Genomic DNA, 13,855 nt, shown 5'->3' with positions numbered 1-13,855 from the left:
CACCATGCGCCAACTGCTGTTGTGCCTGCCGATATGCCTGGCATTGGCAGGCTGCCAGGCCAGCCTTGCGCCATTGCCGGCCTGGCAAGCCAGTGAAGGGCGCACCCACGCGCAACTTGGGCAGATAATCGACCTGGCCACTGGGCAGGTGCTGGCGCCTGAGCAACTGGTGCAGCGCCTGGCCGGTGCGCCGCGGGTGCTGGTGGGCGAGAAGCACGACAACCCCGATCACCATGCGCTGCAGCTTTGGCTGTTGCGCGCGCTGGAAAGCCGCCGGCCGCAAGGCAGCCTGTTGCTGGAGATGCTGCAGCCCGAACAGCAGGCTTTGGTGGATGCGCTCAAAGCGCCGTTACCGGCGGATTTACCCAAGGCGCTGGCCTGGCAGGACGGCTGGGACTGGTCGCTGTATGGGCCGATCGTGCGCCATGCGCTGGCGCAGCCTTACCCGCTGCTGGCTGCGAACCTGTCGCCCGGCGAAGTTCGTGATGCTTACCGCCACCCTGTGAGCCCGCCGGGGGCGCGCTCCAATGCGCCTGCCGTGCTGGATGAGTTGCGCGAGCAGGTGCGTGGCGGGCATTGCAACCTGCTACCCGAAAGCCAGCTGCCGGCGATGCTGGCTGTGCAACAGCTGCGTGACCGGCGTATTGCCGAGCGTTTGCTGGCAGCGCCGCAGCCGGCGCTGTTGTTTGCCGGCAGTTATCACGCGCGCAAAGACTTGGGGGTGCCGCTGCACCTGGCAGACCTGGGGGCCAAGGGGCAGAGCCAGGTGGTGCTGTTGGTCGAGGTGGGGGAGGAGGTGGAGCCCGGGATGGCCGACTTCGTCTGGTACACCGCGGCGTTGCCTGAGCAGGATTATTGCGCGCAGTTGCGCGAGGGGCATTGAAGCGGCGCCGGGCCCATCGCGGGGCAAGCCCGCTCCCACGCTGGCCTGCGGTGTTTTCGGTGGGCCAAAAAAAAGACCCGCCAAATTGGCGGGTCAATAACCGTGATTAGCCTGATGAGGAGATAATCTGAGAGTCCGAACCAGGGGCTTTCAGTTTATCCAACCAGTCTCGCGACCAGTTGTGATAATCATAACGATTCTCATTTCCCAGTCAATGGCTTTTGCGAAATTATTTTTCGCCGCGTGCTGCGGGGCACTTTGCATCCAGTTGCTGGTTGAGCGCCTGCTTGCGTTCGGCCGGCAGGTCGTTCCAGTGCATGTCCAGCAGGGCGCCTTCAATGGCGTACAGCAACACCTTTGAAGCCCGGAAGCCTCGCGTTCTCACAGCCTGGTACGCCCCCACCGCGCCCAGGCGGCGAAGGTCCGATGCACTGTGGATACCCACGGCGTGCAGCCATTGCGCGGAGGTCTTGCCAAGGTTTTTCAGGTGCTGCAATTCATCGTTCATCGAGCCTCCTTGCGATGGCTGAACGGGTCATGGGGATAAATCGCGAGCAGGTCAGGAAGGAGTGTAGCGGGGGTTGGCGAATGCGCGGCCTTTTGCCAGCGGGGCCGACCGGAGGGCTTGGTTTGCGTGGGTTGAGGTCAATGCGGGAAGGTATATGAACGGGTGTGGCAACTGTCTATTGCCTGTCCTGAAGCTCATGCAATCCCTGTAGGAGCGGCCTTGCCGGGGCGCCGTCCGGTCGAGATGGGCTGCGCAGCAGCCCCGGCGATTTCGCGTGATACCGAAATCGTGGGGCCGCTACGCGCCCCATCGCGACACAAGGCCGCTCCTACAGGTCACATGCTCAAGCCTGTGTTAACGGTCAGCGCACGGTGCGGTAGCGCATGCGGGTACCGTACTTCACCGACATCAGGATCTCGTCGGCACTCAGCTCGGCAGGGAAGTAGGTGCCGGAGATCTGCGCATGGGCAAGGCTTGCGCCTTCCAGGCCGTTCTCGCGCAGGTCGAGCCCGCGCAGGTCGGCGGCGCGAAAGTACGCGTCGGCGAAGTCGATGCCTTTCACATCCAGCTCGCGCAGGTCGAGGCCACGGAAATCGCCGCCACGAAAGTCGATAGAAGGGTGTGCGGCCTTGACCCGGTTGAACTCGGCGATCTTCTCGTCGCGAACCAGGGTAAATAGCACGTTGTCCAGCTGACGGGGTTGGTTCATGGCGGCGCCTCCTTTGGGTCGTGATGATACTGTAATGCCATCACGCAGGAGGCGCCTGACTTCAGGCGTGAACTGTCGACTGCTTCACGCCTGGCAGGTTACAGGCCGGGCAGGCGCTGGCGGATCTGCTCGATCACCTGGTCCATGCTGCTGGCGGCTTGGGTGTCGACGCGGGTGCTTTGCTTGAGCTCATCGCTACTCAGTGCCTCGCGGCTGGCCTGTTGCGCCTGGACCACCTCGAGGGTGGCGTCGGACGGGTCGTCGTTTTCGGCCTGGCGCTGCTCCAGCCAGCTGGCGATCACCGCTTCCGGGGCGTGGCAGTCGAGGATCAGGAACGGCACGCCGGTTTCGCTGGCGACAGTTGCCGCGGCTTGGCGCTGCTCGGCCTTGAGGTAGGTGGCATCGAGCACCACCGGGAAGCCGGCGCGCAGAATGGTGGCGGCCAGCTCGTGCAGGCGCTGGTAGGTGGCGGCGCTGGCATCAGCATCGTAGATACCGGCTTGTAGCTGGCCGGCTTCGGCTTGCTGCTGCTCGCCGAACAGGCGCTTGCGCTCCACGTCCGAACGCACCCGCACGGCGCCCAGGGCTTCGACCAGGCGCATGGCCACGTGGCTCTTGCCCACTGCCGAAACCCCGTGGGTGACGGCCAGCAGGCGCGACGGGATGGCGCTGTAGCTTTCGGCCAGGTTGGCGTAGTTGCGGTAGGTGCGCAGGGTGGTGGCGCGCTGCACGCCGTCGGCGTCGGCAGGCATGCTGAACAGGGCGACCTTGGCCCGCACCAGGGCGCGGTAAGCCTTGTAGAAGTTCAGCAGCTCCAGCCCTTGATAGTCGCCGGTGAGTTCCAGGTACTGGCTGATGAAGCGCCGCGACAGGCACTTGAGGCCGCGGTCTTCGAGGTCCATGGCGAGGAAGCCGACGTCGGCGTAGACGTCGGTCAGGCGGAACGGTTCGTTGAACTCGATGCAGTCGAAGATCACCACCTTGCCGTCGATCAGGGTGGCGTTGCCCAGGTGAATGTCACCGTGGCATTCGCGAATGAAGCCATTGGCCTTGCGCGCCTCGAGCAGGCCGTGCAGGCGCTTGAAGCTGTCCTGGGCCCAGGCTTGCAGGTTGTCCAGTTGTTGCAGGTCGGCCTTGTCAGTGAGGAACGGGCGGATCTGCTCGAAGTTCTGCTCTACCGGGGCCATGACCGCGTCCGGGGTACCCAGCGGGTGCTCGACCGGCACTTTGGGCGCCTGCAAGTGGAATTCGGCGATCTGCCGGGCCATCTGGTCGATGTGCCCGGCGTTCAGCTCGCCGTTGGCCTGCAGGGTGTTGAGCATCTGGCCCTGGGGGAACTGGCGCATTTTCAGCACGTACTCGATCGCCTCGCCTTCGCCGCCGAGCTGCGGGGCGTCGGCACTGCCGGTGATCGGCAGCACGTCCAGGTACAGGCCTTCGGTCAGGCGCTGGTTCAGGCGCAGCTCTTCGCGGCAGAAGTGGCCGCGCTGGTCGAGGCGGGTGAAGTCGAGAAAGCCGAAGTTCATCGGCTTCTTGACCTTGTAGGCGTACTCGCCGGTCAGCAGCACCCAGGAGATATGCGTCTCGATGAGCTGGAAGCCTTCGACCGGGTGCGGATAAAGGGCGGGATTCTGCAACGCGGTGATCAGGGCTTGGCTCACGGATCTTCCTTTGGGAGTCAGGGAATTCGAAGGCGCCATTATGGTCAATGGTGCCGCCCCTGCAAACCGCCAATGGGGCGTCTGCCTCCCTTTTATAAAGTGCGTATAATCCGCCGCCATGACACGTACCCGAAATTCCCGCACCCCCAAACAACGCCCGACCGGCCGCGCCCGCGCCTGGCTGGGCTGGGCAATCAAGCTCAGCCTGGTTGGCCTGGTAGTGATCGCCGGCTTCGCGGTCTACCTCGATGCCACCGTGCAGGAGAAGTTCTCCGGCAAGCGCTGGACCATCCCGGCCAAGGTGTACGCCCGGCCGCTGGAGCTGTTCGTCGGCCAGAAGCTGAGCAAGAACGACTTCCTCACCGAACTCGATGCCCTCGGCTACCGCCGGGAAAGCGCGGCCAACGGGCCGGGTGCGGCGTCGGTCAACGGCAACACCATCGACATCAACACCCGTGGCTTCCAGTTCTACGAGGGCATGGAGCCAGCGCAGTTCGTGCGGGTGCGCTTCTCGGGCGACTATGTGGCCGGGCTCAATGGCGCCAATGGCGGCAAGCTCGACGTGGTGCGCCTGGAGCCGCTGATGATCGGCGGCATCTACCCGAAAAACCTCGAAGACCGCATCCTGATCAAGATCGACCAGGTGCCGCCGTACCTGCTGGAAACCCTGATCGCCACCGAAGACCGCGACTTCTACAGCCACTTCGGCGTGTCGCCCAAGTCGATCGCCCGGGCGATCTGGGTCAACACCTCGTCGGGTGCCATGCGCCAGGGCGGCAGTACGCTGACGCAACAGCTGGTTAAGAACTTCTTCCTCACCAACGAGCGCAGCCTCAGCCGCAAGCTGACCGAGGCGATGATGGCGGTGCTGCTGGAGATTCACTACGACAAGCGTGACATCCTCGAGGCCTACCTCAACGAGGTGTTCGTCGGCCAGGACGGCCAGCGCGCGGTGCACGGCTTCGGCCTTGCCAGCCAGTTCTTCTTCAGCCAGCCGCTGCAGGAGCTGAAGCTGCACCAGATCGCCTTGCTGGTGGGCATGGTCAAGGGCCCGTCCTACTACAACCCGCGCCGCTACCCCGAGCGCGCCTTGCAGCGCCGCAACCTGGTGCTGGACCTGCTGGCCGAGCAGGGCGTGGCCAGCCAGGAAGTGGTCGATGCCGCGAAAAAGATGCCGCTGGGCGTGACCAAGCGCGGCAGCCTGGCGGACAGCTCGTTCCCGGCCTTCCTCGACCTGGTCAAGCGCCAGCTGCGCCAGGACTACCGCGACGAAGACTTGACCGAAGAAGGCCTGCGCATCTTCACAAGCTTCGACCCGATTCTGCAGATGAAGGCCGAAACCGCCATGAGCGAGACCTTCAAGCGCCTGGCCGGGCGCAAGGGCGCCGACGAGGTGGAATCGGCGATGGTGGTCACCAACCCGGAAACCGGCGAGGTGCAGGCCCTGATCGGCAGCCGCCAGGCGGGCTTTGCCGGCTTCAACCGGGCGCTGGACGCCTCAAGACCGATCGGCTCGCTGGTCAAGCCGTCGGTGTACCTCACCGCGCTGGAGCAACCGAGCAAGTACACCCTGACCACCTGGGTGCAGGACGAGCCGTTCTCGGTGAAGGGCGCCGATGGCCAGGTGTGGCGGCCGCAGAACTACGACCGCCGCCCGCATGGCACCATCTACCTGTACCAGGGCCTGGCCAACTCGCTGAACCTGTCCACCGCCAAGCTGGGCCTGGAAGTGGGCGTGCCGAACGTGATCAAGACCATCGGCCGGTTGGGCGTGCAGGTGGACTGGCCGGCGTTCCCGGCGATGCTGCTGGGTGCTGGCGGCATGTCGCCGATACAGGTGGCGACCATGTACCAGACCATCGCCAATGGCGGTTTCAACACGCCGATGCGCGGCATCCGCAGCGTGCTCACCGCCGAAGGCGAGCCGCTCAAGCGCTACCCGTTCCAGATTCAGCAGACCTTCGACCCGGGCTCGATCTACCTGGTGCAGAACGCCATGCAGCGGGTAATGCGTGAAGGTACTGGCCGCTCGGTGTACAACGTGCTGCCCAGCTCGCTGACTTTGGCGGGCAAGACCGGCACCAGTAACGACTCGCGCGACAGCTGGTTCTCCGGCTTCAGCCAGGACCTGCTGGCGGTGGTGTGGCTGGGCCGCGACGACAACGGCAAGACCCCGTTCACCGGTGCCACCGGCGCGCTGCAGGTGTGGACCAGCTTCATGAAGAAGGCCGACCCGCTGCCGCTGGACATGCCGCAGCCGGACAACGTGGTGCAGGCCTGGATCGACCCGCATACCGGCCAGGGTTCCGACGCCAGCTGTCCGGGAGCGGTGCAGATGCCGTATATTCGCGGCAGCGAACCGCCCGTCGGCGCTGCCTGTGGTGGCGAGCAGAACCCGGCTGAATCGGTCATGGACTGGGTTAAGGGCTGGATGAATTGAGCACGAGCTTTGAAGAGGGTGTGAAGTGAACAAGTGGTGGATACCTGCCTTGACCGCGGTGGCCGTGCTGCACGGCTGCGCCAGCGTCCCGCGTGGCAACATCCCGGTGGTGGATTCGAGCACCCGGGTTTCCAACAGCGAGCGCGTCTCGGCCAACCGCACGTCGGCCTACCCGACCAGCGGTGGCAGCAGCCAGGCGCAGTCGCTGCCGGAAGATTCCGGCGTGACCGTGATGATCCCGCAGGGCAGCGGCGGTTCGCCGATCAGTACCACGCCGATCAGCACCGGCCCGATCACCCCGGGCCCGGTCAGCAGTGGCCCGATCAGCACCAACCCCAACCCGGTGGCTGACGAGCCGTTCGACATCGCCTCGATGAGCGCCCCGGCCGCTACCCCGGCGCCGACCGGCATCCCGCGGGCCAGCAGCGGCGGCTTGTCTGCCGACGAGCAGCTCGATGGCCCGGTGCTGGCGCTGCTGACCACTGCCCAGCAACAGCAGGGCAGTGGCGACTTCAACGGCGCGGCCTCCAGCCTGGAGCGTGCCCAGCGCATCGCCCCGCGCGAGCCGCAGGTGCTGTTCCGCCTGGCCCAGGTGCGTCTGTCGCAAGGGGATGCCGCGCAGTCCGAGCAATTGGCCCGCCGCGCCCTGACCTACGCGAATGGCCGCCCGGACCTGCAAGCCCAGCTGTGGAACACCATCGCCCAGGCCCGCGAGAAGCAGGGTGACAGCGCCGGTGCTGCACTGGCGCGGCAGAAGGCGCAGGTCAACCTGTGATGGAACAGCGCATTCTGGATATCGCCGACCACCTGCTGCTGATCGAGCGCGAACTCAAGGTGCAGGGCTGGTGGAGCGATGCCACCCCCAGTGCCGAAGCACTGGCCAGCACGGTGCCGTTCGCGGTCGACAGCATGGCCTTCGAGCAGTGGCTGCAGTGGATCTTCCTGCCGCGCATGGCGATCATTCTCGAACAGGGCCACCCGCTGCCCAGCGCCTCGGGCATCCTGGTGATGGCCGAAACGGTGTTCACCGACCGCCCGGAGCAAAGCCGGGAGCTGCGGCGGCTGTTGGCAGCATTCGATCAATTGATCAGCCCATCCGCCTGATTTCTTCAGTTTTTCCTTCAAGGGCCGCAGATTGTGGCCCTTTTTTATGGAAATCTTGTTTTTCCTGCTGCTGCATCGGTTTTTAGTGGTGGTTGCGATTCATCTTGCGGAAAAATTGGCAATAATTTTTCTTGACTTGTAGGCGCCAAATCACAAGAATCCAGATTCCGCTGTAGGGGGACTGCCAGAAGCAGACCCGCTAAGCAGATCATGAGGCGCACACCCGCGCCGACTTGTAACACCCCGCAACGCGTTACCTCGCGCTGGGTGGGAAGACCCGCAACACACCAGGGCTTTCCCAATACTTGCTCAGTCAGTGCTGACGTTCGCTCATGCTCTGCTTGGCAGTAAACCTATTAAGACCCGCCCAGTGAGGGCGGTATTCTGGCGTTTTAGAGGTGAACAACGTGGAGCTCTTATCCGGCGCTGAAATGGTCGTCCGCTTCTTGCGCGACGAAGGCGTTAAGCATATCTACGGGTACCCAGGCGGTGCTCTCCTGCATGTTTACGATGCACTGTTCAAGGAACCGGAAGTCGAGCACATCCTGGTCCGTCACGAACAGGCTGCTACCCATATGGCGGACGGTTACGCTCGTGCCACCGGCAAGGCCGGCGTGGTACTGGTGACTTCCGGCCCAGGCGCGACCAATGCCATCACCGGCATTGCCACCGCCTACATGGATTCCATCCCGATGGTCATCCTGTCTGGCCAGGTGCCCAGCACCATGGTCGGCACCGATGCCTTCCAGGAAACCGACATGATCGGTATTTCCCGGCCGATCGTGAAGCACAGCTTCATGATCAAGCACGCCTCGGAAATCCCTGAAGTTCTGAAAAAAGCCTTCTATCTGGCACAGTCTGGCCGCCCTGGCCCGGTCGTGGTCGACATTCCAAAAGATATGACCAACCCGGCCGAGAAGTTCGAGTACATCTACCCGAAAAAGGTCAAGCTGCGCTCCTATAGCCCGGCTGTACGTGGCCACTCCGGCCAGATCCGCAAGGCCGCCGAAATGCTCTTGGCAGCCAAGCGCCCGATCGTCTACTCCGGTGGCGGCGTGATTCTGGGTGGTGGCTCCGAAGCCCTCACCGAGATTGCCAAGTCGCTGAACCTGCCGGTCACCAACACCCTCATGGGCCTTGGTGGCTTCCCGGGTACCGACCGCCAGTTCCTCGGCATGCTCGGCATGCACGGCAGCTATACCGCCAACCTGGCCATGCACAACGCCGACGTGATCTTCGCCGTCGGTGCGCGTTTCGATGACCGCGTGGTCAACGGCCCGGCCAAGTTCTGCCCGAACGCCAAGATCATCCACATCGACATCGACCCTGCGTCGATCTCGAAGATGATCAAGGCCGACGTGCCGATTGTCGGCCCGGTGGAAAGCGTGCTCAACGAGATGCTGAGCATTCTGAAAGAAATCGGTGAGCAGCCTGACAAGGCGGCGCTGGATGCCTGGTGGAAGCAGATCGACGAATGGCGTGGCGATGGCGACCTGTTCCCTTACGACAAGGGCGACGGCAGCGTGATCAAACCGCAGCACGTGATCGAGACGCTGTGCGAAGTCACCCATGGTGATGCCTTCGTCACCTCCGACGTGGGCCAGCACCAGATGTTCGCGGCGCAGTACTACCGCTTCAACAAACCCAACCGCTGGATCAACTCCGGTGGCCTGGGCACCATGGGCTTCGGTTTCCCGGCGGCCATGGGCGTGAAGCTGAACTTCCCGGATCAGGACGTGGCCTGCGTCACCGGCGAAGGCAGCATTCAGATGAACATCCAGGAGCTGTCCACCTGCATGCAGTACGGCCTGCCGGTGAAGATCGTCAACATGAACAACGGTGTGTTGGGCATGGTCCGCCAATGGCAGGACATGGCCTACAACGGCCGCCACTCGCACTCCTACGTCGAGTCGCTGCCCGACTTCGTCAAGCTGGCCGAGGCCTATGGCCATGTGGGTATCCGCATCACCAGCCTGAAAGACCTCAAGCCGAAACTGGAAGAGGCCTTTGCGATGAAGGATCGCCTGGTGTTCATCGACATCGCGATCGACCGTACCGAGCACGTCTACCCGATGCAGATCAAGGACGGCTCGATGCGTGACATGTGGCTGAGCAAGACGGAGCGTACCTGATATGCGGCACATCATCTCTTTGCTGCTGGAAAACGAACCCGGTGCCTTGTCTCGCGTGGTCGGCCTGTTTTCCCAGCGCAACTACAACATCGAAAGCCTGACCGTGGCCCCGACCGAAGACCCGACCTTGTCGCGTCTGACGCTGACCACCGTCGGCCATGATGAGGTGATCGAGCAGATCACCAAGAACCTCAACAAGCTGGTCGAAGTGGTCAAGCTGGTCGACCTGTCGGAGAGCGCCCACATCGAGCGCGAACTGATGCTGGTCAAGGTCAAGGCCACCGGTGCCCAGCGTGCCGAGATCAAGCGCACCACGGATATCTTCCGTGGCCAGATCGTCGATGTGACCGCCAGCGTGTACACCGTGCAGCTGAGCGGCACCAGCGACAAACTGGACAGCTTCATCCAGGCGATCGGCACTGCATCGATTCTCGAAACCGTGCGCAGCGGCGTCACCGGCATTGCCCGTGGCGACAAAGTGCTCAGCATCTAACTTCAAAAATTAGCGATGGCTCCGCAGGGGGCCGAGATATAACCAGGGGTATTTCATGAAAGTTTTCTACGATAAAGACTGCGACCTTTCCATCATCCAGGGCAAGAAAGTCGCCATCATCGGCTACGGTTCCCAAGGCCACGCCCAGGCGTGCAACCTGAAGGACTCCGGTGTAGACGTTACCGTCGGTCTGCGTAAAGGCTCGGCCACCGTTGCCAAGGCAGAAGCCCACGGCCTGAAAGTTGCCGACGTGGCCACCGCCGTCGCTGCTGCCGACCTGGTCATGATCCTGACCCCGGACGAGTTCCAGGGCGCTCTGTACAAGAACGAAATCGAGCCGAACATCAAGAAAGGCGCCACCCTGGCCTTCTCCCACGGCTTCTCGATCCACTACAACCAGGTCGTTCCGCGTGCCGACCTCGACGTGATCATGATCGCGCCGAAGGCCCCGGGCCACACCGTTCGCTCCGAGTTCGTCAAAGGCGGCGGCATCCCTGACCTGATCGCCATCTACCAGGACGCTTCGGGCAACGCCAAGAACGTCGCCCTGTCCTACGCCGCAGGCGTCGGTGGCGGCCGTACCGGCATCATCGAAACCACTTTCAAGGACGAGACCGAAACCGACCTGTTCGGTGAGCAAGCCGTTCTGTGCGGCGGTACCGTCGAGCTGGTCAAAGCCGGTTTCGAAACCCTGGTCGAAGCGGGCTACGCGCCGGAAATGGCCTACTTCGAGTGCCTGCACGAGCTGAAGCTGATCGTTGACCTCATGTACGAAGGCGGTATCGCCAACATGAACTACTCGATCTCCAACAACGCCGAGTACGGTGAGTACGTCACCGGCCCGGAAGTCATCAACGAAGAATCCCGCAAGGCCATGCGCAACGCTCTGAAGCGCATCCAGGACGGCGAGTACGCGAAGATGTTCATCAGCGAAGGCGCCACCAACTACCCATCGATGACCGCCAAGCGCCGCAACAACGCCGCCCACGGCATCGAAATCATCGGCGAGCAACTGCGTTCGATGATGCCTTGGATCTCGGCTAACAAGATCGTCGACAAGGCCAAGAACTAAGGCCCTGCTTCGGTAGATGAAAAACGCGGCTTCGGCCGCGTTTTTTCGTTTGTGCGGGCTGCATCTGGTATAAAGCGATCAGTGGCTCGCCGTCAGAACCCATTCCGCGGGCCCATGTCGAACATATTCCACCCTGTTGCAAGGTACTTTTAATGAGCGAACGTCCCGAAGAGCCGAACAAGCCCTCCGACGCCGAAAGCCTGCTACCTGTCGATGAGCATGTTGAAGAAGGCCACGACGCCGAAGGGCGCAAGGTCCGGCACCGCGGCATCTACCTGCTGCCCAACCTGTTCACCACCGCGAACCTGTTCGCCGGCTTCTATTCCATCATCAGCTCGATGAGCGCGCAGAGCGCCCTGAGTGCCGGTGACCCGCGCGAGGCGAGCAAGTACTTCGCCTTTGCTGCCATCGCGATCTTCGTCGCCATGGTGCTCGACGGCCTCGACGGCCGTGTGGCGCGCATGACCAACACGCAAAGCGCCTTCGGTGCCGAGTACGACTCGCTGTCGGACATGGTCGCCTTCGGTGTGGCGCCGGCGCTGCTGGCGTTTGGCTGGGCGCTGGGCGACATGGGCAAGGTCGGCTGGATGGTCGCCTTCATCTATGTGGCCGGCGCCGCGCTGCGCCTGGCACGCTTCAACACCCAGGTCGGCACCGCCGACAAGCGTTACTTCATCGGCCTGGCCAGCCCGGCGGCGGCAGGTGTGGTGGCCGGTACCGTGTGGGCGTTCAGCGACTACGGTATCCAGGGCTCCAAGCTGTCGTTCCTGGTGGCGCTGCTGGTGGCTGCCGCGGGCATGCTGATGGTCAGCAACGTCAAGTACAACAGCTTCAAGGAACTGGACCTCAAGGGGCGCGTACCCTTCGTAGCCATCCTGGCGGTGGTGCTGGTGTTCGCCGTGGTGTTCAGCGACCCGCCGCGCATTCTGCTGCTGATCTTCCTCGCTTATGCGATTTCCGGCCCGGTGCAGTACCTGCTGCGCACCCGTCGTCGCAAAACCTGACAAAGATTTAATCGCGGAATAACCTGCCGGCTCCATAGTCTTACGGGTACATCAGTTACCCGTACTGTGGAGCCGCCATGCTCATCAAGCTTCCCCGGTCTTCCGATTGCAAAGCATCGGAGATCACCCCCGAAGGTATCTATCTCTCTCGTCGCCATTTGCTGGGTGCAAGCCTGGCGGGCCTCGCCGTGGGCGCCTTGCCGCGGCTTGGGGCCGCCGCCGAGGTATCGCGCTATGCCGATGTCGAGCCCGGCAAGGCGCCGGCGTGGTTCGCCGATAAGCTGGGGGCCACGCGCTGGCAGGCGGTGACTGTGCAGGGGGAGGCCATTACCCCGTTCAAGGATGCCACCCACTACAACAACTTCTATGAGTTCGGCCCTGACAAGGGCGACCCGGCGGCCAATGCCGGCAGCCTGAAGACCGAACCCTGGAGCCTGGTGGTGGATGGCGAGGTGGGCAAGCCCGGGCGCTATGCCCTGGAAGACTTCGTCAAACCCTATCAGTTGGAAGAGCGCATCTACCGGCTGCGTTGCGTCGAGGCCTGGTCGATGGTGATCCCGTGGCTGGGCTTTCCGCTGGCCGAGATTCTCAAGCAGGTAGAGCCAACGTCGAAGGCGCGTTATGTGCGCTTCGAGACCCTGCAGGACCCGAAAAGCATGCCGGGCCAGCGCTCAGGTTTTGCCCTGATCGACTGGCCGTATGTAGAGGGGCTGCGCCTGGATGAGGCGATGAACCCGCTGGCGATTCTGGCGGTGGGCATGTATGGGCGGGAGCTGGCCAACCAGAACGGTGCGCCGCTGCGTTTGGTGGTGCCGTGGAAGTATGGCTTCAAGAGCATCAAGTCGATCGTGCGCATCAGCCTGGTGGCCGAGCAGCCGGCGACTACCTGGCAGGGGTTGGCGCCGACCGAGTATGGCTTCTATGCCAACGTCAACCCGACGGTCGACCACCCGCGTTGGACCCAGGCCCGTGAGCGACGCCTGCCCAGCGGGCTGTTCAGCCCCAATGTGCGGGAGACGCAGATGTTCAACGGGTATGCCGATGAGGTGGCCTCTTTATATAGCGGGCTCGACCTGCGGAAGAACTATTGATGCGCTATCCGTGGTTTCGTTTCGGCATCTTCATTGCCGGGTGCCTGTTTCCGGTGTGGTGGTTGTATCAGGCACTGACCGGGCAACTGGACCCTGACCCTGGGAAGATCCTTATGGTTCGCCTGGGGCTGGGGGCGCTGGTATTCCTGCTGATTACCTTGAGCATGACGCCCCTGCAGCGTTTGAGTGGCTGGTCGGGGTGGGTGGTGGTGCGCCGGCAACTGGGGTTGTGGTGCTTTGCTTATATAGTGCTGCACCTAGCGGCTTACCTGGTGTTCATCCTGGGGCTGGACTGGGGGCAGTTCGGGGTGGAGTTGCGCAAGCGGCCTTACATTATTGTGGGGGCGCTGGGGTTTTTGGGTTTGCTGGTGTTGGCGGTCACCTCCAACCGATACAGCCAGAAGCGCTTGGGGGCGAGGTGGAAGAAGCTGCACAGGCTGGTTTATGTCGTGCTTGGGTTGGGGTTGCTGCATTTCTTGTGGATCGTGCGTTCGGATTTGCGGGAGTGGGCGATTTATGCGGCGGTGGGTGGGGTGTTGATGGTGTTGCGGGTGCCAGGTGTGATGAGGCGGTTGCCGAGGTGGGGGAGGGGGTGATGGTGGTGTGGAATGTATTGTGGCGGGCCCTCGGAAGCCTTCCTCCGGCCTTTTCTGCAAATATTTCAATTATTTGAAATAAAGGGTTGACGGGGTTTCAGATCCCCTTATAATGCGCCCCACTTCCAGCGACAACGGAACGCGAAACTCCTTGAGAATCAA

The 13,855-nt window shown here is 62.9% G+C and carries 13 protein-coding genes; 10 read left to right on the top strand and 3 right to left on the bottom strand.

Annotated elements, in window-relative coordinates; genetic code table 11:
- The first annotated feature begins 4 nt into the window (after positions 1 to 4).
- Positions 5 to 883, top strand: a complete 879-nt coding sequence (locus ACI2KK_RS05885; RefSeq protein ID WP_404668230.1) for a ChaN family lipoprotein — start codon at positions 5 to 7, stop codon at positions 881 to 883.
- 229 nt (positions 884 to 1,112) lie between these two features.
- Here ACI2KK_RS05885 and ACI2KK_RS05880 read toward each other — a convergent pair whose 3' ends face one another.
- The 3 genes from ACI2KK_RS05880 to ACI2KK_RS05870 form a co-directional block, all read right to left on the bottom strand.
- Entirely contained in the window at positions 1,113 to 1,391 is a 279-nt protein-coding gene (locus tag ACI2KK_RS05880) for a TfoX/Sxy family protein (RefSeq protein WP_217887701.1), read from the bottom strand.
- Between the two features lie 361 nt (positions 1,392 to 1,752).
- On the bottom strand, positions 1,753 to 2,100 hold the full coding sequence (locus ACI2KK_RS05875) for a pentapeptide repeat-containing protein (RefSeq protein ID WP_217887702.1): 348 nt from the start codon (positions 2,098 to 2,100) through the stop codon (positions 1,753 to 1,755).
- 98 nt (positions 2,101 to 2,198) lie between these two features.
- On the bottom strand, positions 2,199 to 3,761 hold the full coding sequence (locus tag ACI2KK_RS05870; RefSeq protein WP_404668229.1) for an AAA family ATPase: 1,563 nt from the start codon (positions 3,759 to 3,761) through the stop codon (positions 2,199 to 2,201).
- A gap of 118 nt (positions 3,762 to 3,879) precedes the next feature.
- On the opposite strand from ACI2KK_RS05870, the gene mrcB reads away from it, so the two are divergent.
- From mrcB to msrQ, 9 genes are all read left to right on the top strand, one after another.
- Complete coding sequence (mrcB, locus tag ACI2KK_RS05865; RefSeq protein WP_404668228.1) at positions 3,880 to 6,201, top strand: penicillin-binding protein 1B; 2,322 nt, start codon at positions 3,880 to 3,882, stop codon at positions 6,199 to 6,201.
- A 25-nt stretch (positions 6,202 to 6,226) separates the two neighbouring features.
- The gene (locus ACI2KK_RS05860; protein ID WP_217841751.1) at positions 6,227 to 6,976 is read left to right on the top strand and encodes a M48 family metallopeptidase; all 750 of its coding nucleotides are present in this window, start codon (positions 6,227 to 6,229) and stop codon (positions 6,974 to 6,976) included.
- Entirely contained in the window at positions 6,973 to 7,305 is a 333-nt protein-coding gene (locus tag ACI2KK_RS05855) for a YqcC family protein (RefSeq protein ID WP_404668227.1), read from the top strand. Before ACI2KK_RS05860 ends, ACI2KK_RS05855 begins: the two co-directional genes overlap by 4 nt.
- A 407-nt stretch (positions 7,306 to 7,712) precedes the next feature.
- Complete coding sequence (locus ACI2KK_RS05850) at positions 7,713 to 9,437, top strand: acetolactate synthase 3 large subunit (protein ID WP_217887706.1); 1,725 nt, start codon at positions 7,713 to 7,715, stop codon at positions 9,435 to 9,437.
- A 1-nt stretch (position 9,438) separates the two neighbouring features.
- On the top strand, positions 9,439 to 9,930 hold the full coding sequence (gene ilvN / locus ACI2KK_RS05845) for an acetolactate synthase small subunit (RefSeq protein ID WP_003250040.1): 492 nt from the start codon (positions 9,439 to 9,441) through the stop codon (positions 9,928 to 9,930).
- Between the two features lie 55 nt (positions 9,931 to 9,985).
- A complete protein-coding gene (gene ilvC / locus ACI2KK_RS05840; protein WP_027594992.1) occupies positions 9,986 to 11,002 on the top strand; it encodes a ketol-acid reductoisomerase in 1,017 nt (338 codons plus the stop codon).
- 152 nt (positions 11,003 to 11,154) lie between these two features.
- Positions 11,155 to 12,006 (top strand): CDP-diacylglycerol--serine O-phosphatidyltransferase, encoded by an 852-nt coding sequence (pssA, locus tag ACI2KK_RS05835; RefSeq protein ID WP_217841754.1) that lies wholly within the window; start codon positions 11,155 to 11,157, stop codon positions 12,004 to 12,006.
- A gap of 77 nt (positions 12,007 to 12,083) precedes the next feature.
- Positions 12,084 to 13,097: a protein-methionine-sulfoxide reductase catalytic subunit MsrP gene (gene msrP, locus ACI2KK_RS05830; protein ID WP_404668226.1), complete on the top strand. Its 1,014-nt coding sequence runs from the start codon at positions 12,084 to 12,086 to the stop codon at positions 13,095 to 13,097.
- Positions 13,097 to 13,693: a protein-methionine-sulfoxide reductase heme-binding subunit MsrQ gene (msrQ, locus tag ACI2KK_RS05825; protein ID WP_404668225.1), complete on the top strand. Its 597-nt coding sequence runs from the start codon at positions 13,097 to 13,099 to the stop codon at positions 13,691 to 13,693. Before msrP ends, msrQ begins: the two co-directional genes overlap by 1 nt.
- Positions 13,694 to 13,855 lie beyond the last annotated feature (162 nt).

Source organism: Pseudomonas sp. NPDC089406 (genome assembly GCF_044900265.1).
In the GTDB taxonomy this organism is placed as follows: domain Bacteria; phylum Pseudomonadota; class Gammaproteobacteria; order Pseudomonadales; family Pseudomonadaceae; genus Aquipseudomonas; species Aquipseudomonas fakonensis.
Note: the sequence above shows the minus strand (reverse complement) of the source record. Positions and strands in the feature narration are given on the sequence as shown.